Genomic DNA, 18475 nt, shown 5'->3' on the forward strand with positions numbered 1-18475 from the left:
GATCGCGACTATCCCTTACTACTTGCCACCAGGGAGTCTCTGGCGCGTTGCAGTTCGGTCACACGTGTGCCAATCCAGCGTCACAGACATTCAGCCCAACAGGCAATAAATCGTACAGAGCCCGTGTAACCGGTACGGCCGGGACGTGAACAGACGATGAAAATTACCCTCTACATGAGAGTGGTCGCGCCCTTGCCAGCGCACCGCGCCTCGCTGGGCTACGGTTGAGCAGGTCTTGACGGCACCTTGGGAACCGAGCGTCCCGAGGCTCCGTCCAACTGACGCTGCCGCCAACCCGCGCGGCAGGCACCCCACCGACCGGGATCCAATAGAGTCCTTGCCATGAGCCAGCCGGAATCCGCTGTCGCGGACGCCCAGGCGGGCGGCCGAAGCGGGCAGGAGCCGCTGGCCAAGCTCGCCAAGAGATACGGACTTCGCCGTGCCATCGCGCGGCCGAGGTTCCCTGTCTACGTGCGCCAGCTGTGGGAGCGCCGACACTTCATCCTGACGTACGCGACCTCGCGCAACGTCTCGAAGTACACCAGCTCGGCTCTCGGCCAGCTGTGGCAGGTGCTGACCCCCCTGCTCAACGCCGGGATCTACTTCCTGATGTTCGGCCTCATCCTCGGCGGCAGCAAGAACATCCCCAACTACACGGCCTTCCTGCTGACCGGGATGTTCGTCTTCACCTACACGCAGCGCACGGTCACCGCGGGCGCCAAGTCGATCTCGGGCAACCTGTCGCTCATCAGGGCGCTCCACTTCCCCCGCGCCTCGCTGCCGCTGGCCTACACGATCCAGGAGCTCCAGCAGCTCGCCATCTCCATGGGCATCCTGCTCGTCATCGTGATGTTCACCGGCGAGGGACTCAACTGGTTCTGGCTCATGATCCCGGTGGTGCTGCTGCTCCAGACGATGTTCAACATCGGCGCCGGCCTGATCGTCGCCCGGCTCGGCGCCTCGATGCGCGATCTCAACCAGTTGCTGCCGTTCATCACCCGCACCTGGCTCTACGCCTCAGGCGTGTTCTTCTCGATCCAGGACAAGGTCGTCGGCTCCGCCGGGCTGCCCCAATGGGTGGCCAATGTGATGTACATGAACCCGGCCGCTTCCTACATCGAGTGGATGCGCGAGATCCTCATCTCGACCCACAATAAGCAGTTCGGCCACCACCCCCCGACCATGGTGCTGGTGTCTTGCGTATTCTGGGCGGTGTTCACACTCGGCTTCGGGTTCTGGTACTTCTGGCGGTCCGAGGAGAGGTACGGGCGTGGCTGAACTTACCAAGGAGCTGTCACAGGTGAAGGGCGAGAAGCCCGCCGTTACCGGCAAGGATGTGAGAGTGCATCCCGATCCGGAGCCTCAGGGCAAGCGGCCACTCGACGTTCCCACGGGCACTCCGACGGTCATCGTCGACGATCTCCACATCGTCTACCGCGTCTACGGCGCGGCCTCCGACGCCGAGAAGGGCAACGCGGTCAACGCCCTCACGCGCATCCTCAGGCGCCAGGGCCGCCCGCAGATGAAAGAGGTCCACGCGGTCAAGGGCGTGACCTTCGTGGCCTACCACGGCGACGCCATCGGCATCGTGGGCCGCAACGGCTCGGGCAAGTCCACGCTGCTGCGCGCCATCGCGGGCCTCCTCCCGCCGCACAAGGGCGCCGTCTACACCGACGGCCAGCCCTCGCTGCTCGGCGTCAACGCGGCCCTCATGCGGGAGCTCACCGGCGAGCGCAACATCGTGCTCGGCTGTTACGCCATGGGCATGACGCCTGCAGAGGTCCGCGAAAAGTACCAGGAGATCGTCGACTTCTCCGGCATCGACGAGTTCGTCCAGCTCCCCATGTCCACCTACTCCTCCGGCATGGGCGCGCGGCTCCGCTTCGCCATCTCCTCGGCCAAGACCCACGACGTCCTCCTCATCGACGAGGCCCTGGCCACGGGCGACCGCGAGTTCCGCAAGAAGAGCGAGGAGCGCATCCGCCAGATCCGCGAGTCCGCCGGCACGGTCTTCCTCGTGGCCCACGACCTCAAGGTCATCGAGGAGACCTGCAACCGCGTCATCTGGCTGCACAAGGGCAAGATCAGGATGGACGGCGACCCGAAGGAAGTCATCGCCGCCTACAACAAGGGCTGACCTCTCTCACGGCGCGATCGCCGCCGCCCACGGCTCGGAGCCGCCCCCCGCTCCGACCCGATCCCCTGCCGCGTTACGGCCACAAACACCGACATCCTTTCGCTTTTCGCTGTTGTGTGCGAAACGCGCGCGACTGCAGTGGCAAAAGACTGACATCGTGCCTGCCGTTCCGATAGGATTCGAACGTCAATTCGATCCGAGGTACGCTGATGGAGTGGGAGCGCGCGATGGTGGAGCTTTCGACCGCGATCGACCACCTGGCCACCGAGGACGTGGCCGAGATTCCCCGGATACAGCTCGCCGAGCAGCTTCTGGAGCTGCACTGGCAGATGGCCAGACTCCAGGCCCAGATAGCCCGGCGCACCGGCGTCCGCCTGCCCTGAGCCCCCGACCCGCCCGTAATCACGACAATCACCCACTCCGCAAAGCACCACCCGGCCGTCCCCCTGGAAGGCCCGGCGCTCGGGTCGGTGTCACCAGCCGTCGAGGTATGACACGGAACATCGCCTCCGACCAGGAGCGTGGTGCCCTCGGCCTGCACGCTGCCCGCAGCTGGGCAGCCGCTGCGGGTGGCCGAGTTCGACGCCTTGTTCGCCGACGCGTCGCAGGCCCTGCAGCGGCCGGATCGCACGCGGTCGCGGCTGGAGCTCGCCGTCAGCCCGGAGAACGCGGCGCGGACCGCCGAGCTGAGCGCGCGAGAGGACGGCTGCTGCTCCTTCACCTTCAACAGCAGAGCGAACAGGCCTGGTGCCTGACCCTGCTGACCGACTCCGTCGTGGCCTGGACCACGGAATACTACTCGCGGGCGGTGGTGGAGCTCCGCGGAGCTCGCCAAGCTCGACACCGGTGGATGGCGGCCCCTGCGTCCAGCACAGCTTCGCCAGCTGGGGCTGACATCCTGAGCCCGACCTCAAGCGATCACGCCGCAGTGATGTTCCCGCATGGCCCGCCCGTAGCTTCCAGCAAAAGACCAACGATCAGCTTTTGATCTTGATGTGGCGGGTCATCACCGCGGCGGAGCCGAGGCCGGCGCGGATGGCGGCAAAGCTGTTGTCGCGGCTGTGGCACACACGCTTGAATCAGCAGGCCACCACGGCCAGCTGCGGATGAGCCGGAAAGGAGGGGGCGCTCGATGAGTGAAGCGTTCTACTCGCACGCGAGGCTGTACGACCTGATGTTCCCGGGCGGCGGGCCCGCAGTCGACTTCTACCGGGCACACGCCAATCGGCAAGGCGGGCGCGTGTTGGAACTCGGGTGCGGCACCGGGCACAAGCTGATCCCCATCGCGTCCGACGGGCATCCGTGCGTCGGCCTGGACTTCTCGTCAGACATGCTGGCCGAGGCCCAGCGTAAGGCGAATGATCGCGGTGTGGCGGTGGAATGGACGCAGGGCGACATGCGGGCCTTCGATCTGGGCCGCACATTCGACTTCGTGTTCATCACAGCCAATTCCCTCCTGCATCTGCATGAGGCTGAGGACCTGGTGAGCTGTTTTCGGTCGGTTCGAAGACACCTGGCGCCTGGCGCACGGTTCGTCTTCGATGTGTTCAACCCGAGCGTGCGCCTGCTTGCCGAAGCCGATGGTGTGCGGCGCACCCGGGAGTCGTTGTCGTTCATGGATCCTGACCGTGGCAACGTCAGCGTCGATGTCGCCGAGATCTACGATGCGCCCGCGCAAGTCACCCGCGGGACGTGGTACCTCTCGACCGACTCCGAGCCCGACTTCGTCGTCGCACCGCTCGAAATCAGGAGCATCTTCCCGCAGGAGCTGCCGCTGCTCGTCTCGCTCGGCGGCCTTCGGCTCGTCGAGCGCTTCGGCGACTGGTCCGGTCGACCATTTGCCGTGGACGCGCCGCTTCAACTCTGCATCTGCGAGTCCGCGTGATCGAAGGCGAGAGCACAGTCTCGGTCAAGCAAAACTCGCCCTGGCGAACGACACGCGTATCGAGTGGGCCGCCGGCCATGGCCTGCGCACCACCGACCTCGACTGGGAGCAGGCCAGCCGTTACCTCTACCGCAGCCGGTGCCTGCGCACCGTCGGGTTCGTCATCCCTCTCCTCGTGGGAGGCACGACGAGCATCGTCTGGGCGCTGGTCTACACCCAGCCGTCCCCGCCCTTCCCGTTCGACCTGCTGAGCCAGCCATCCTGGCTGGTGGGGTACCTGCTCGGGGCGGTCCTGGCCGAGGCGACCTGGACCCGTCCACGCAGGGTATTTCCCGATCACAATCCTTGACGAGGCGCCATGCCCTCATGCTCGGTGGCGGCCCTAGGGAGCCCGGCGCGGCCCGCTCCGCTGTCCACGTTGCCCTGGCCGGCGTTTTTCCTGCGCGGAGATCGTCCGCAGTGCCGCGAGCGGGGCCGCCTGGTCGGCGAGGCACAGCCGAAAGCCAGGACCGAACCGCAATCGTGATCTCTCATACACGTTCGGGAGCGGAGGGCCTGGAAGGCTGACAGCACGCCGTAACGGCGGCCGGCCACGTGCGGGTCAGCGGGCGTCACCCTGGAGGCCGTCGCCACGTGCGGCGGGTGGTGCCGCCCGTGCTCCGCCGTACAAGATGGGGGCTTTCGAACCCCCGGAGACAGCGCAAAGAAAAACGCCGCCGACCCCATATGTCGGGGTCGGCGGCGGGCTCGTGCGACGCCGCTGCCCTGCAGTGGCGGCGCGCTGCGCGAGCCAGGGCGTGGGCGCGTCCGCCCAGGCCCGTCATGAGACCTGCCCGCTTGCGCGGGGTCTCGCCACCCACGCGCGCCAGTGCCGTCGGCGCTCGGCACCTGTGAGCGTCCCGCCGGCCTGCCGCGTCGGTGCGGGAAAGCCCCCAGACAGTCCCCTGCCGGCCTGCCGCGCCAGAGCGCCGGCGTTCCCAGTCAGCCCCCGCCGACCTACCGCACCAGAGTGACGGCACCGGGCCTGCCGGGCGGGAACGGACGGCACGCGGACCGCCGTTCCAGCGCTACGGCACGCGACGTGCCACGTCGCGGCAACGACACCGGGCCTGCCGCGCCAGAGCGCCGGCAGCCGCCCGGCCCGGGAAAGGGAACACGCCGTTCAGGGAACAGCTGAGGCGCGAACGGGACCGCCTCGCACCGGTACGGCCGGTTCATGGGCGTCGGCACCTAGGACGCCCGCGAACCGTCATCCCGGCCCTCGGCAGCCACCGCTCTACGGCGCCTCCGTCGCGTCTAGTCGCGAATCCAGGAGTCCCGCACCGAGCTCGTCAGCGAGTCGGTGGACCATCCGAGCGCGGTCAGCACGTCACCGTAGGTGCCGGTGGCCTTGGTGCCGTTGGCGGACACGACGCCGGAGGTGTCCTGGACGAGCGGCGTGAGCTCGTCCATGGAGGCGGCGTGCGCGGTGCTGGGCAGTGCCTCGATGACCGGAGCCATCTCGACCGGGGCCACCTGGCCGACCATCGGCGACAGCCGGCCGCTCGCGGCGTGCGGCAGGGCCCGCCTGGTCGCCTCGCCGAGGCCGGCCACGGCCGACTCGGCCGACAGGGACTCGACGCCCTTGCTGGTGCTGTTCATGGTCTTGGCCGTGGCCGCGCTGGTGCCCAGGACGCTGGATCCGGTGCCCGGCAGCACGCTGTTGTTGTTCAGCTTGTCCATCGCGTCGCCGAAGGACGTGTTGAACAGCCCCGTCGCCGCGTCGTATGCGCCCCGCAGGGTCGTTCCCTCGGTCAGGACCTGGCCGCCGTCCTGCTTGCCGGTCTTCACCGAGGTTGCGACGGGCTGGGACATGCGTGCCGCCCCCGACAGGGCGGGCACGGGCAGGGACTCGGTCAGGCCTCCGCCGCCGAGCGAGAACCCGCCGACGATCGGCGACAGCTCCGGCAGCGGACCGCCGAAGTTGGTGACGTCCTCGGCCGCGTTGGGCGTGGTGGCGTACCTCTGCCGGTTCTCGGCTGCGATGTCCCGCTCGACGTCCGTCATCGGACGGCTGGGCTGTGCCGCGGACTTGGACTGAAGGCCGCCGCCCAGCAGCCCGTTCAGCTGGCCGCCGCCGATCAGGCCGCCCAGCAGGCCGTCGGTCAGGCCGCCGCCCAGCAGGCCGTCGAGCGGGCTGTTGGTGCCGCCGCCGTCGTTCCTGACGGTGTTGTTCCCGACTTCCGCTTGTGCCGGCACGGCCAAAGCCGCCGCCAGGCCGAATACTGTGACGGCGACCGCCGCCTTGACTACTCGATTCATGATTGCCTTCCCGGCTCGTGATCGATCGCTCTCGAATGCGGTGGAAATGCGAATCGATAACCCCCGAATGCCGTGGCGGGCGCGCTATGGGCACCACACGAAGCGTGCCGTCACGGCTGAGCTACGCCAGCAGTTCTACCACTCACTGTGATCGGCCGCAGGCGCATGAAAGCCCATGTAGCAGGGGTTTGCAGGCCGGTTACCGAGTAAAGAGGGAGCGTTGAGCGGGGAGACAAAACGGGAAATAGACGGGTCTAGTTTCCGATATTGCGCGCACTCGGTTCGGCTTCACGAGCGCGTCGGTTCAGATCTCGTACGAGGGAAGCTTTGGATCGCGTACACGAAAACTTGGAGCGGATCCTGGGAAATATGCGCCCCCGGCGGCCCGTGAACAAAGGGTCGCGAAAACAAATGTCACGGGCCGCGGGCGCGGATTTTCGGTCGCGTGGACGCGGGCGACCGGTCAGACGGGCAGCAGCGCCCCGGCGGGCTCGAACGGAAAACGTTCGGCGAAGGCCGGGCGCAGATCCGTCAGCCAGACCGCCGACGGGTCGTAGCGCGCGAAGAACGGCCGCCCCACGAGCGAGGGGTCGCGCGCCTGAATGAAGTGGAGCATGAACACCTGCTCGCCCGCGATCTCGGTGACGCCGTCGACGCACACCTTGCCCGGCGTGGCCGACATCGACGGCCCGCGGACCGTGCGGCAGAGCCCGGAGACGCTCGAGTACGCGTCCCTGAAGACCTCGTACGCGCGCGCCAGCGGCACCGCGAAGTAGTCCTGCGGGCCGGTGTCACGCTCGATGAACATGTAATACGGAATCATCCCCATCCGGAGCTGCCGTCGCCACATGTGCGACCACACGGCAGGGTCGTCGTTGATGGACCTGATCAGGGGCGCCTGGGTCCTGATCGTGGCCCCGCTGCCGAGGATGCGCTTGACGGCCGACTCGACCAGCGGCGACTCCAGCTCGCGCGGATGCGTGAAGTGGGCCATGAACGCGAGGTTCTTGCCCGAGTTCACCACTTCCTCGAACAGTCCGAGGGTGGCGTCGGCATCGGGGTCGGTGGTGAAGCGCTGCGGCCAGTAGGCCAGCGCCTTGGTGCCGATCCTGATGGACTCGAGCTGTTCCAGATCCAACAAGGGCTCGATATATCGCCTGATGACGGGCTCGCCCATGATCATCGCGTCGCCGCCGGTGATCAGGACGCTGGTGACCTCGGGATGCTGGCGAATGTAGGCCACCATCTGGTCGATGTCGTCGGAGGCGAACTTCAGGTCCGCGTCCCCGACGAACTGCGCCCATCTGAAGCAGTAGGTGCAGTACGCGTGACAGGTCTGCCCCTGCTTGGGGAAGAACAGCACGGTCTCGTGATACTTGTGCTGCATGCCGGGCACCGGCTCGTCGCCGATCCTCGGGACGTTGAGCTCCTTCTGGCCCGCGGGGTGCGGGTTGAGCTGTGCGCGTACCCGGTTCGCCTCCGCCTGGATCTCGACGTTCGGCGCCTCCGCCTTGAGCAGGTCCGCCAGCCGGGCGACGTCGGTGGCGGGAAGCATGTCCTCCTGCGGGAAGACGAGCCGGTAAATGGGGTCGTCGGGCGCGGCCGACCAATCTATGAGTTCATCGACGACGTAGGCGTTGGTCCGGAACGGCAGCACCGTGGCGACGGCGCGGACCTTCAGCCGCTCTTCGTCGCCGAGTCCCGCACGCTTCAAGAGCTCGTCGAGATGCTTGGACGTGTACGCCTTGAAGCGCCGCGTGCCAGCTTGGTTCAAGATCACTAGGCCGTTCCCATCTTTTTTGTTCGATCGGGTGTAAACCTCACGACCCTGTCGCGCGTCTACGGTTCTTAATACCCGGACGCTGCCAGGTACGTCAGCGGTTCCGCTGGACTCCAAGTTTTCCTTGAGGTTTGTGGGCACTCGCGACATATCGCGAATGGGCATACACTGACTTACCGTGATCCATGACCCTGACCAGCGGGCCTCAGACGCCGACCGCGACCGCGTGGCCGCGGTCCTGTCAGAGGCTCTCGCCACAGGAAGACTCACGAGCGTCGAGCACGCCGACCGCCTGGACGTCGCCTACGCGGCGAAGACGGTGGGCGAGCTCGTCCCCCTCACCCGGGACCTGCCCGAGGTGTCCGCGTCCGGCGTGCCTGCCGCCATCGAGCAGCAGGTCATCGACTCGAAGTTCAGCAAGATCATCCGTAAGGGGCGATGGGTGGCCTCCCGCAACACCCGGCTGTCCGCCCGGTTCGGGGCACTCATCATCGATCTCTCGGACGCGGTGCTGCCCGGCCGCGAGATCACCATCGAGGCGGACGCCTGGTTCAGCAAGCTGATCGTGCGCGTTCCGGACAACGCGCACGTGATCGACGAGGGCAGCTCGATTTTCGGCAAGCGCGACGTGACGGGCGGCTCACAGGCCGACGGGCCGCTGATCCGGGTCACGGGGTCGTCGAAGTTCTCCAAGGTGATCGTGTCGCGCGGGAAGGACGACTGGAACCTCCACTGATCCCGCGAAGCTCTCGGGAAGCCGACTCCCGTTCGCCGCCGGCGTCGGTCCGGCAACGCCTGCTTTAACGGCGCCCGCTATGGCGTGCTTTGGCGTCGCTCGCTCGGGGTCGCAGCGGCGCGGATTTGCAGCTCGTCGGCTCGGCGGTTGTGCGCCGCACCCCGTGCGCACTGGGGATCGCGGCCGGGCGCTCTTGCGAAAACGCCACAGACGCCGGAGCCCGGCGCAGCAAGCCCCCGCCCCGGACGCCGCAAATGCCGAGGCCCATGCCGCAAGCTCCGCCCCGGACGCCGCAGACGCCGAGGCCCGATGCCGCAGACCCTGCCCCGTACGCCGCACACGCCCGGGCCGGTGCGACAGGCCCGCCCCAGGCGCCGCAAGCGCCGAACCACGGTGCCGAGAGTCCCCAAGGAGGCGTCGGGAGTGGGGCGTCCGGGTGGCAGCGGGGCGAGGTGTGGGGAGCGGGCGGGATGGTCGGCGAGACTGGAAGGGGCCCTCGGGGGAACCAACAGGGCCTACCCGCCGGTTAACCTGGCACCTGCCTTGCCTACGATGCGGACATACCGAGCCCGCGTTCCGGTCAAGCCGTGGCGGCGGGCTCGATGCCGTACGAGGTGATCATTGTCCGACAGCAGGCCCATCGCGATCGACGCCATGGGCGGCGACCACGCACCGCACGAGATCGTGGCCGGAGCGGTGCACGCCGTAAGGGAGCGCGGTCTGTCCGTCGTGCTCGTCGGCTCGCCCCGCGTGCTCTACGAGGCGCTCGCCGACCACGACGCCACCAAAGAGGTCCCGATCGTACGGGCCGAGGAGGCGCTGGCCATGGACGAGGGCGCGCTGGCGAGCCTGCGCCGGCCCCGTTCGAGCATCGCCGTCGCCTGCCATCTCGTACGCCGCGGCGACGCCGCCGCGGTCGTGTCCGCGGGCTCCACGGCGGGCATCGTGGCCACCGGGAGGCTGCGGCTCAAAGGCCAGCAAGGCGTGCTCAGACCGGCCATAGCGGTCCCCATCCCCACTCTCCCCAACCCCACCGTGCTCATAGACGCGGGCGCCAACGCCGAAGTCAAGCCGGAAATGCTGGTGCAGTTCGCCCATCTGGGTACGGCCTACGCCGAGCTCGCGTACGGCATCGAGACGCCCAGGGTCGGACTGCTCACGATCGGCAGCGAGGCCGAGAAGGGCAACAAGCTCGTCAAGCGCGCCCACGAGCTGCTGCAGGCCTCCCCCGGCCTCCGGTTCGAGGGGAACGTCGAGGGACATGACCTGCTGACCGGCAAGGTGGACGTGATCACCACCGACGGGTTCACCGGGAACGTGGCGCTGAAGACCATGGAAGGCGCGGTCCGCTACGCGTTCTCCGAGCTCAGGGCGGCCGTCACCGACAGCAGGCTGGCCAGGCTGGGCGCCGCGATGCAGCGCTCGCGCATCCGCGAGCTGCGCCGCCGTCTCGACCCCGAGGCGTACGGCGGCGCCGTGCTGCTCGGCCTGAACGGCACCGTCGTGATCGCGCACGGCTCGTCCAGGGCCGACGGGATCAGCGCGGCCTGCAAGCTCGCGGCCGACCTGTCCGCAGTCGGAATCGTGACCCGCATCGGCGACAAGACAGCCACCACACATCGCTCCCACAGGTTGTGGTGACCCCGTAGGGTGTGACCGATCCACAGAAACAGGGGGTTATGTGGACCGGCTCTCCACAGTGGCCAACGGCCTCACTTCGGCACAGGTGGCGGGGGCGAAGCCCAACCATGTTCCGCGGCGGTCGAGCAGATCGCTGAGCGCGATCGTCAGGGCGAACGTCTTCACCCTGTTCAACCTCGTCATCGGCGTGCTCTGGGCGCTGGTCCTGATCTTCGGTGAGTGGCAGGACAGCCTGTTCGGCCTGGTCATCGTGGCCAACGTGCTGATCGGCATCGTCCAGGAGCTCCGTGCGAAACGTACGCTCGACAAGCTCGCGGTGATCAACGAGGCTCCCGTCCGGGTCCGGCGGGACGGCGAGGAGCGGCTGGTCCAGCCCCGGCAGTTGGTCTTAGGCGACCTGATCCTGCTCGGTCCGGGCGACCGCCTGCTGGTGGACGGCGAGGTGGTCGAGTCCGACGGGCTGGAAGTGGACGAGTCGCTGCTGACCGGCGAGGCCGACCCCGTGCACAAGCAGCCCGGCGACGAGGTCCTGTCGGGCAGCTTCGCCGTGGCGGGCGCGGGCGCGTTCGTGGCCACGCGGGTCGGCACCGACGCGTACGCGGTGAAGCTCGCGGAAGAGGCGAGCAAGTTCCACCTCGCCCATTCCGAGCTGCGCGAGGGCGTGGCGAACTTCATCAAGTACATCACCTGGCTGGTCATCCCGATCGGCGCGCTGCTGATCTACAGCCAGCTCAAGCACTCCGCCGACTTCGGCACCGCGATCACCGGCGCGGTCGCGGGCATCGTCACCATGATCCCCGAGGGGCTGGTGCTGATGACCTCGATCGCGTTCGCCGTCGGCGTCGTACGGCTGGGCCGGCGCAAGTGCCTGGTCCAGGAGCTGCCCGCGATCGAGGGCCTGGCCAGGGTGGACGTGCTGTGCCTGGACAAGACGGGCACGCTCACCGCCGGCGGCATGGACCTCGACCAGGTGCTGCCCCTGCGCGACGACCACCCGGTCGAGGACGCGCTGGCCGCCCTGGCCCACCTCGACCACTCGCCCAACGCCACCGCCCAAGCCATCCGGGCCCGCTACCAGGGTGCACGAGACGGGTGGACGGCCGGTGAGACGGTGCCGTTCTCGTCGGCGCGCAAGTGGAGCGGGGCGCACTTCGGCGAGCGGGGCGCGTGGGTGCTGGGCGCGCCGGACGTGCTGCTCGACGGCGGGGACGCCTACGACCAGGCCGCCGAGCTGGCCGCCACCGGCGCCCGCGTGCTCGTCCTGGGCCGCGCCCGTACCCTGCCCGCGCCTCAGGCGAGCGGGGCGGGCATCGAAGCGGACGGGGCGGACGTCGAGGCGGTGGCGCTCGTCACGCTCAAGCAGCGCGTCAGACCCGACGCCCACGAAACCCTCCGTTACTTCGCCAAGCAGGGCGTCACCGTCAAGGTCATCTCCGGCGACAACCCCACTGCTGTCTCCGCCATCGCCACCGGCCTCGAGATCCCGGACGCGCACCGCTCGATCGACGCCCGTGACCTCCCCTACGACGATCAGGCCAAGCTGGGCGAGCTGCTCGACTCCCACACCGTGTTCGGCCGCGTCAGCCCCCAGCAGAAGCGGCAGTTCGTCACCGCGCTGCAGGCCAGGGGCCACACCGTGGCCATGACGGGCGACGGCGTCAACGACGTGCTCGCGCTCAAGGACGCCGACCTGGGCATCGCCATGGGGGCGGGCAGCCCGGCCACCAAGGCGGTCGCGCAGGTGGTGCTGCTCGACGACAAGTTCGCCACGCTGCCGCACGTCGTGGGCGAGGGACGGCGGGTGCTGGCCAACATCGAACGCGTCTCCAACCTGTTCCTCACCAAGACCTTCTACGCGATCGTGCTGTCGCTGCTGGTCGGCGTGGCCGGGGTCATGTTCCCGTTCGCGCCCCGCCACTCCACCCTGACGAACGCCCTGACCATCGGCATCCCCGCACTCTTCCTCGCACTCGCGCCCACGTTCGAGCGGTCGAAGCCGGGGTTCGTCCGCAGGGTGCTGCGCTTCGCCGTACCAGCCGGGGTTTTGTGCGCGGCGGCGGTGCTGCTGTCGTTCTGGGCCGCCCACAGCGGCACCTCCACGCTCGTCGAGGATCAGACCTCGGCGGTGATCACGCTCTTCCTCACCACGTGGTGGGTGCTCGTACTGATCGCCAGGCCGCTCAACTGGTGGCGGATCGCGCTGGTCGCCTCGATGGCGGCGGCGTTCGCGATCGGGTTGACGATCCCCTTCGTACGGCATTTCTTCGCCCTCGAACCCGGCGATCTCGGCAACGATCTGACCGCCGTCGGCATCTCGATCGTGGCGGCCGTAATGATAAGCGTCGCTGTCAAGGTCGCCGGTACCCTTAGAACATGACCGACCCGCAGATAGTGCTCACCGAGCGCGTCCAGCAGGCGCTGGCGCGCGCGTTCGGCCAGGAGCACGCCGACGCAGATCCGCTGATCCGGCCCTCCCAGTTCGCCGACTTCCAGGCGAACGTCGCGATGAGCCTGGCCAAGCGACTGCGACGGGCGCCGCGGGAGGTCGCCGAGGCGATCAAGACGGAGCTGTCCGACTTCCCCGGCACGATCGAGGTCAGCGGCCCCGGCTTCCTCAACATCACCCTCGACGACTCGTGGATCGAGTCCGAGGCGACGCGGATGCTGGCCGACCCGCGGCTCGGCGTCGGCACGATCACGCCGTCGCAGACCGTGGTGATCGACTACTCCGCGCCCAACGCGGCCAAGGAGATGCACGTCGGTCACCTGCGCACCACGATCGTGGGCGACTCGCTGGCCCGCCTGCACGAGCACCTCGGCAACACCGTGATCAGGCAGAACCATTTGGGCGACTGGGGCACGCCGTTCGGCATGCTCATCGAGCACCTGCTCGAGATCGGCGAGGAGGCCGCGGTCGCGCAGCTGGAGGCCGGTCAGGGCACGGAGTTCTACCAGGCGGCGCGGGCGAAGTTCGACTCCGACGACTCCTTCAGGCAGCGCGCCCGGGTGCGGGTGACCACGCTGCAGTCGGGCGACGCCGAGACGATGCGGCTGTGGCACGTGTTCATGGAAGCCACCATCCGCTACTTCAACAAGGTCTACCAGCTGCTCGGCGTGACGCTGACCGATGCCGACCTCGCCGGCGAGAGCATGTACAACCCCATGCTCCAGAAGACGTGCGACGACCTCGAGGCGTCCGGGGTGGCGGTGATCAGCGACGGCGCGCTCTGCGTGTTCCCGCCCGGCTTCACCGGCTCCGACGACAAGCCGCTGCCGCTGATCATCAGGAAGAGCGACGGTGGATACGGTTACGCCACCACCGACATGACGGCGATCCGCTACCGCGTCCACGACCTGAAGGCCGAGCGCATCCTCTACGTCGTGGGCAACGAGCAGGCGCTGCACTTCCGGATGGTGTTCGCCGGGGCGCGGCTGGCGGGCTGGCTGCCCGATTCGGTCTCGGCCGAGCACGTCCAGATCGGCATGATGCTGGGCAAGGACGGGCGCCGGTTCAAGACCCGCTCCGGCGAGTCCGTCAAGCTGATGGACCTGCTCCAGGAGGCCGTCGACCGGGCCACGGCGGCCATCGCCGACCGGGGCTACGACGAGGCCACCACGAGGGAGATCGCGCACGCCGTCGGCATGGGCGCGGTGAAATATGCCGATTTGTCGGTCAGTCACGACAGCGAGTACGTCCTCGACTTCGACCGCATGATCAGCTTCACCGGCAACACCGGCCCCTACATGCAGTACGCCACCGCCAGGATCCGCTCCATCTTCCGCAAGGCGGGGGTGGCTCCGGCCGACGCGACGGGCCCCATCGTGCTGGCCGCGCCGGCCGAGCGCGCGCTGGGTCTCCAGCTGCTCGGCTTCGGCGAGCTGGTCTCCCAGGTCACCACCGAGTCCGAGCCACACCGGCTGTGCAACTTCCTGTTCCAGACCGCCAGCCTCTTCAGCACGTTCTACGATGAGTGCCCGGTGACCAAGGAAGGCGTCGACCCGGAGACCAGGCAGCACCGGCTGGCCCTGTGCAAGCTGGTCCTGGACGTTTTGGAGAAGGGGCTCGACCTTCTGGGTGTCCCTGTTCCCGAGCGTATGTAGCAGGGCCCGCAGATCCGCCGTGGGCGCGCCTTCACCTGGTTGGCGCGCCCGAACGGTTAGGCTTTAGGCGGTCATGAATTGAGGCCGAAATGGGGGAGTTCTCTGCCTTGAGCACGGACCTGACTGCGAGCCCCCAAGCAGCTACGGAGTTGCATCGCTACGCTGAGGCGCTGCTCGCTCACCTCGCCGCCAAGGGCTCCGCGCCTCCCGCCGCACCAGGTTTTCGCGATATACCCGGCTATTGGCTGCCCCCTGCCATCGAAGCGCTGGTCGCCATCCTCGCGGGCGACGACCCGCTGGAGCCGCTGAGCAGGGCCGCCGGGCGTGACCAGCAGCAGACCGCGCTCTTCCTCTGCCTGGCCCTCGCGGTGTCCGGGCAGGGCAGCCGCATCCACGCCTCCTGGCTCGGCACCGCCTTCGGCGAGCTCTCACTCGACCGGCCGGTCTCCCACGGCCAGCGCTCGCTCTGGCTGGCCGCCGCCAGGGGGGCGTACGGCCCCGCCGGCAAGATCTTTGTGCTGCGCAAACTCGATGTCCTGGCCGTCCAGGAACACGCCGACCCGGAGCAGTGGGTGCAGGCGCTGGTGCCGGGCGAGCCGTCGGTCGTGGTGCCGCCGTCCCTGGTCGATTTCCCGGAGATGGCCGAGATCCCCGAACTGGCCAGACCCGCCGTGGCGGCTGCCCGCCTCGCGAGACTGCGCGGGCGGTGCGCCGAGATCACCTCGACGCGGCAGTCCGAGCAGGACACCGCCATCTCGCTCGACAACAGCACCGGCAGCCCGGCCGCCAGCTGGGCGGAGGACGAGCCGCTCGCCGTCCTGCGTTTCCTGATCGGCCTCGCCGGCCCGGCCGGCCCGATGGCCTCGCTCAACTCGTACCTGCTCGAAGACCTCCGCCCCGGCTCCGACCCGCACCTGGCGGCGATCGCCCTGCACGTGGCGGGGCCGATCCTGCGCGGCGTGGCCGAGGAGCTCGAAGCCGACAGCCGCCTCGCGCCGCCCACCACACTCACCGTCGCCCTTCTCGGCCACCGCATCCACCTCCGCCCGGAGGGCCCCGAGGCGTCGTCGCTGGCCGCCGCCGAGGCCGCGATCCTCGCGGACGGCGTCATGCCCCGCCCCCGCCCATGGGCGGCCATGCTCCTGATCGTCGCCGGCATCGCCTGCCTCGTCGGGGCGGTCATCTCCAGCAGCCTGTTCGCCGCCGCCGCGGTGGCCATGATCGGCCTGGCCGGGTGGCAGCTCTGGCAGCGCCGCAAGCTCGTCGAAGCCGACGTCCGGTACGTGGCCGCCCAGGTCAGCGAGCTGAAGGAGCTGGCGGAGGGGGCGGTGTGGGCCCTGCACGCGTATGCGAGGGAGGCGGACGAGCGCGCGAAGCAGGCCACTGAGGACGCGGCCGAACTCACCCGCCTCATCCGCCGCGGCCCCCGCGCCGGCTGACCCGCTCCCCGCCCTCATGGCTGGAGACCGCTGCCAGCTCACTCCCGGCACCGGCCTGGACGTCACCGCTCATCGACCGTGTGAGATAGGGGCCGGACGCTTCCGATCGTCGGCCACTCGACGAACGGGACAGCGCGCTTACGGTCGTCGGCCGCTGACGAACGGCCAGGGCGCTTCCAGCCGACAGCCGTTTGGCGCCACGGGCGAGGCGCTTCCAACCGTCAGCCGTTTGGCGCCACGGGGAGGACGCTTGCGGCCATCGGCTGGCAATACCGGACATTTACGGCCATCGGGCCACTTGGGTCAACGGACTGGAGGCTCGCGTTCGGCGGCCCCTCACTCAATGCACTGGGCGCTTACGGCCGTCGGACCGCACGGTCAACGGACTGGACGCTCACCTGCAGCGGCTTCTCACCCAACGCACTGGGCTCCTACGGCCATCGGACCGCACGGTCAACGGACTGGACGCTCACCTGCAGCGGCTTCTCACCCAACGCACTGGGCTCCTACGGCCATCGGACCGCACGACCAGTGGACTGCACGCTCACCTGCAGCGACTTCTCACCCAACGCACGGGCGCTCGCAGCCGTGGGGCCATGGGCAGACGGGCTGGTTGCCAGCCGGTCGTCGGCCGTGTCGCCAACCTGGGGGACGTACCCACTCAGTGCCCCTTGGCCAACGGAGTGCACGTTTACCGCCATCGGCGCCTCCGCGAACGGATGGCCACTCACGGCCATCGATCCGTCGCGGTGAACGGGGCGGAAGCTAGCGGCCATAGGCCCCATGGCGAACGGGACGGACACTCATCGTCATCGACCCCTATCGCGAACGAGGCGGAAGCTAACGGCTGTCGGTCCCATGGCGAATAGGGCGGACACTCACCGTCATCGGCCCCCATCGCGAACGAGGCGGAGGCTAACGGCCGTCGACCCCTCGTCGAACAGAACGGACAGTCACCGTCCTCGGCCCCCATCGCGAAGGGGGCGGGCGCTAACGGCCATCGACCCCTCGTCGAATAGGACGGACACTCACGGTCATCGGGCCGGCGGCGGTCCAGATGGAGTGCCGTGGGGGGTGGCTCATCTGGAAGCGCTCTTTGATCAGGGGACCGTACCTGGGCTGGCCCTGGAGGCTGGTCGTCGTTAAGTAATCGCTCAGGGGCCAGCGGATCGCGACTCGCTGGCGGCCTGCCTGAATGGCCCGGGTCGGTGGCGCATCGAGGATCCGCCTCCGCACCCGGCCACCGGCTCGACCCCGCCGAGCGGTCGTGGTCAGCGCAGCCCGCCTCTGCGCGCCGACCACGGCCCAGCGGCCCGGTTACCACACTCAGGTGGTCTCGATCTCCACGTGCGCCGGCGCGAGCAGGAAGACGCGGTCGGCGATGCGCTCGATCCGCCCTTCGCACCCATAGGCCAGCCCGGCGGCGAAGTCGACCATCCTCGTCGCCTCAGGCATAGCCATGCCCGAGACGTCCATGATCACCGTCTGCCCGTCACGGAAGTGCTGGCCGATCAACGGCGCGTCGTTGTACTTGAGCGGCTGGACCATCACGATTCGTGACGAGTCGACGTTCGCGCGCCACCGCCTGGCGGCCCGCTCGGTCGCGGGGACGTACTCGTCCTCGTAGTTCTCGTCGTCGTCATAGCCTTCGTCGTAGTGATCGACCCCGCTCAGGCCAAGGTAGCTCACCACCTTGCGCACTGCCCCCATCGGCTTGTCCTTTCCTCAGGAACTCACCGTAATCGGCACGTCCCTACACATTGGACGGTAACCGACGATTCCGCATTCGCCACGCGACACGCCCAGCCCTAATTCCATTTTGTACAGCTTGCAGCCCGCTTGCATCTGGATATCCGACCCCCGCCCGCCAACGGTCACGTGCGCCTCTTCACTGTCGACGCCTTCACCCAGCCAAGGCTTTCCAGCCTAATCGCGCGGCGCGCTGCCTGCTGGGCTCTGCGGTTACTCGTGGGCGGATGCAGAGAGTAGCCATCGGGAGGAACCACTCAGAGCCTCGCCAATTCACCCTCGCCGGCTCCCTCTCACCGCCGAAGTCACCCTCTGTGGTCACCCGCCGAGCCCGCCCGCTGCCCGTCCTCTATTCGATGGAGGCGAGAGGCGAGGGAGACGACACCCGAATTCAGTGCGGCATGCACTCCCTGGTTGGACGGGACCCCAATTCAGTGCGGCATCAGACCGATGCGCTGTGGGGTGGACGAGCGTGGCGGCACACGGATGAGAATGCGCGCCCGGAGGCGGTGCTCCGGGCGCGTAGGCGTGCGTCCCGGGTTGGAGAGTGCGGGCGGGCAGCAGGCCGTACGAGAGAGCGCCTCACGGCGCCACCCCCGGAGGCACGACACAAAAAAGGGGGTCCGACGCCCAAGGCGTCGAACCCCCTCCAAAGATTGTCCGGCGGCGACCTACTCTCCCACACCCTCCCGAGTGCAGTACCATC

14 protein-coding genes are annotated in these 18475 nt (G+C 68.4%); 11 read left to right on the forward strand and 3 right to left on the reverse strand.

Annotated elements, in window-relative coordinates; genetic code table 11:
• Positions 1-342: 342 nt before the first annotated feature.
• From ACIBI9_RS65330 to ACIBI9_RS65355, 6 genes are all read left to right on the forward strand, one after another.
• Complete coding sequence (locus ACIBI9_RS65330; RefSeq protein ID WP_397238777.1) at positions 343-1278, forward strand: ABC transporter permease; 936 nt, start codon at positions 343-345, stop codon at positions 1276-1278.
• Positions 1271-2137, forward strand: coding sequence for an ABC transporter ATP-binding protein (locus ACIBI9_RS65335; protein WP_397238779.1), 867 nt, complete (start codon positions 1271-1273; stop codon positions 2135-2137). Before ACIBI9_RS65330 ends, ACIBI9_RS65335 begins: the two co-directional genes overlap by 8 nt.
• A 227-nt stretch (positions 2138-2364) precedes the next feature.
• Positions 2365-2520 carry a hypothetical protein gene (locus ACIBI9_RS65340; RefSeq protein ID WP_185079459.1) on the forward strand — a complete coding sequence of 52 codons (156 nt, stop codon included), beginning with the start codon at positions 2365-2367 and terminating at the stop codon, positions 2518-2520.
• Between the two features lie 141 nt (positions 2521-2661).
• Positions 2662-2892 (forward strand): hypothetical protein, encoded by a 231-nt coding sequence (locus ACIBI9_RS65345; protein WP_397238781.1) that lies wholly within the window; start codon positions 2662-2664, stop codon positions 2890-2892.
• Between the two features lie 377 nt (positions 2893-3269).
• Positions 3270-4022 carry a class I SAM-dependent methyltransferase gene (locus ACIBI9_RS65350; protein WP_397238783.1) on the forward strand — a complete coding sequence of 251 codons (753 nt, stop codon included), beginning with the start codon at positions 3270-3272 and terminating at the stop codon, positions 4020-4022.
• A gap of 175 nt (positions 4023-4197) precedes the next feature.
• Entirely contained in the window at positions 4198-4371 is a 174-nt protein-coding gene (locus ACIBI9_RS65355) for a hypothetical protein (RefSeq protein WP_397238785.1), read from the forward strand.
• A 947-nt stretch (positions 4372-5318) separates the two neighbouring features.
• Here ACIBI9_RS65355 and ACIBI9_RS65360 read toward each other — a convergent pair.
• Together ACIBI9_RS65360 and ACIBI9_RS65365 are read right to left on the reverse strand one after the other, a co-directional pair.
• A complete protein-coding gene (locus ACIBI9_RS65360) occupies positions 5319-6323 on the reverse strand; it encodes a hypothetical protein (RefSeq protein ID WP_397238786.1) in 1005 nt (334 codons plus the stop codon).
• Between the two features lie 463 nt (positions 6324-6786).
• Positions 6787-8103 (reverse strand): KamA family radical SAM protein, encoded by a 1317-nt coding sequence (locus ACIBI9_RS65365; RefSeq protein ID WP_397238788.1) that lies wholly within the window; start codon positions 8101-8103, stop codon positions 6787-6789.
• Positions 8104-8281: 178 nt separating this feature from the next.
• On the opposite strand from ACIBI9_RS65365, the gene ACIBI9_RS65370 reads away from it, so the two are divergent.
• The 5 genes from ACIBI9_RS65370 (at position 8282) to ACIBI9_RS65390 (ending at position 16020) form a co-directional block, all read left to right on the forward strand.
• Positions 8282-8839 (forward strand): DUF1707 domain-containing protein, encoded by a 558-nt coding sequence (locus ACIBI9_RS65370; RefSeq protein WP_397238790.1) that lies wholly within the window; start codon positions 8282-8284, stop codon positions 8837-8839.
• Positions 8840-9460: 621 nt separating this feature from the next.
• A complete protein-coding gene (plsX, locus tag ACIBI9_RS65375; protein ID WP_397238792.1) occupies positions 9461-10480 on the forward strand; it encodes a phosphate acyltransferase PlsX in 1020 nt (339 codons plus the stop codon).
• Positions 10481-10520: 40 nt separating this feature from the next.
• Positions 10521-12857: an HAD-IC family P-type ATPase gene (locus tag ACIBI9_RS65380; protein ID WP_397238794.1), complete on the forward strand. Its 2337-nt coding sequence runs from the start codon at positions 10521-10523 to the stop codon at positions 12855-12857.
• Entirely contained in the window at positions 12854-14581 is a 1728-nt protein-coding gene (gene argS / locus ACIBI9_RS65385) for an arginine--tRNA ligase (protein ID WP_397238796.1), read from the forward strand. Before ACIBI9_RS65380 ends, argS begins: the two co-directional genes overlap by 4 nt.
• A gap of 149 nt (positions 14582-14730) precedes the next feature.
• Entirely contained in the window at positions 14731-16020 is a 1290-nt protein-coding gene (locus ACIBI9_RS65390; protein WP_397238798.1) for a hypothetical protein, read from the forward strand.
• Positions 16021-17346: 1326 nt separating this feature from the next.
• Here the strand turns inward: ACIBI9_RS65390 and ACIBI9_RS65395 are convergent.
• Positions 17347-17730 carry a cell division protein SepF gene (locus ACIBI9_RS65395; protein WP_350742559.1) on the reverse strand — a complete coding sequence of 128 codons (384 nt, stop codon included), beginning with the start codon at positions 17728-17730 and terminating at the stop codon, positions 17347-17349.
• Between the last annotated feature and the right edge of the window lie 745 nt (positions 17731-18475).

It is taken from the genome of Nonomuraea sp. NPDC050451, from assembly GCF_044458585.1.

Bases quoted from the DNA above. Each gene is read 5' to 3' on its own strand.
- ACIBI9_RS65330 (WP_397238777.1), top strand. From the start codon at position 343: ATGAGCCAGCCGGAATCCGCTGTCGCGGACGCCCAGGCGGGCGGCCGA.
- ACIBI9_RS65340 (WP_185079459.1), top strand. From the start codon at position 2,365: ATGGTGGAGCTTTCGACCGCGATCGACCACCTGGCCACCGAGGACGTG.
- ACIBI9_RS65350 (WP_397238783.1), top strand. From the start codon at position 3,270: ATGAGTGAAGCGTTCTACTCGCACGCGAGGCTGTACGACCTGATGTTC.
- ACIBI9_RS65360 (WP_397238786.1), bottom strand. From the start codon at position 6,323: ATGAATCGAGTAGTCAAGGCGGCGGTCGCCGTCACAGTATTCGGCCTG.
- argS (WP_397238796.1), top strand. From the start codon at position 12,854: ATGACCGACCCGCAGATAGTGCTCACCGAGCGCGTCCAGCAGGCGCTG.
- ACIBI9_RS65395 (WP_350742559.1), bottom strand. From the start codon at position 17,730: ATGGGGGCAGTGCGCAAGGTGGTGAGCTACCTTGGCCTGAGCGGGGTC.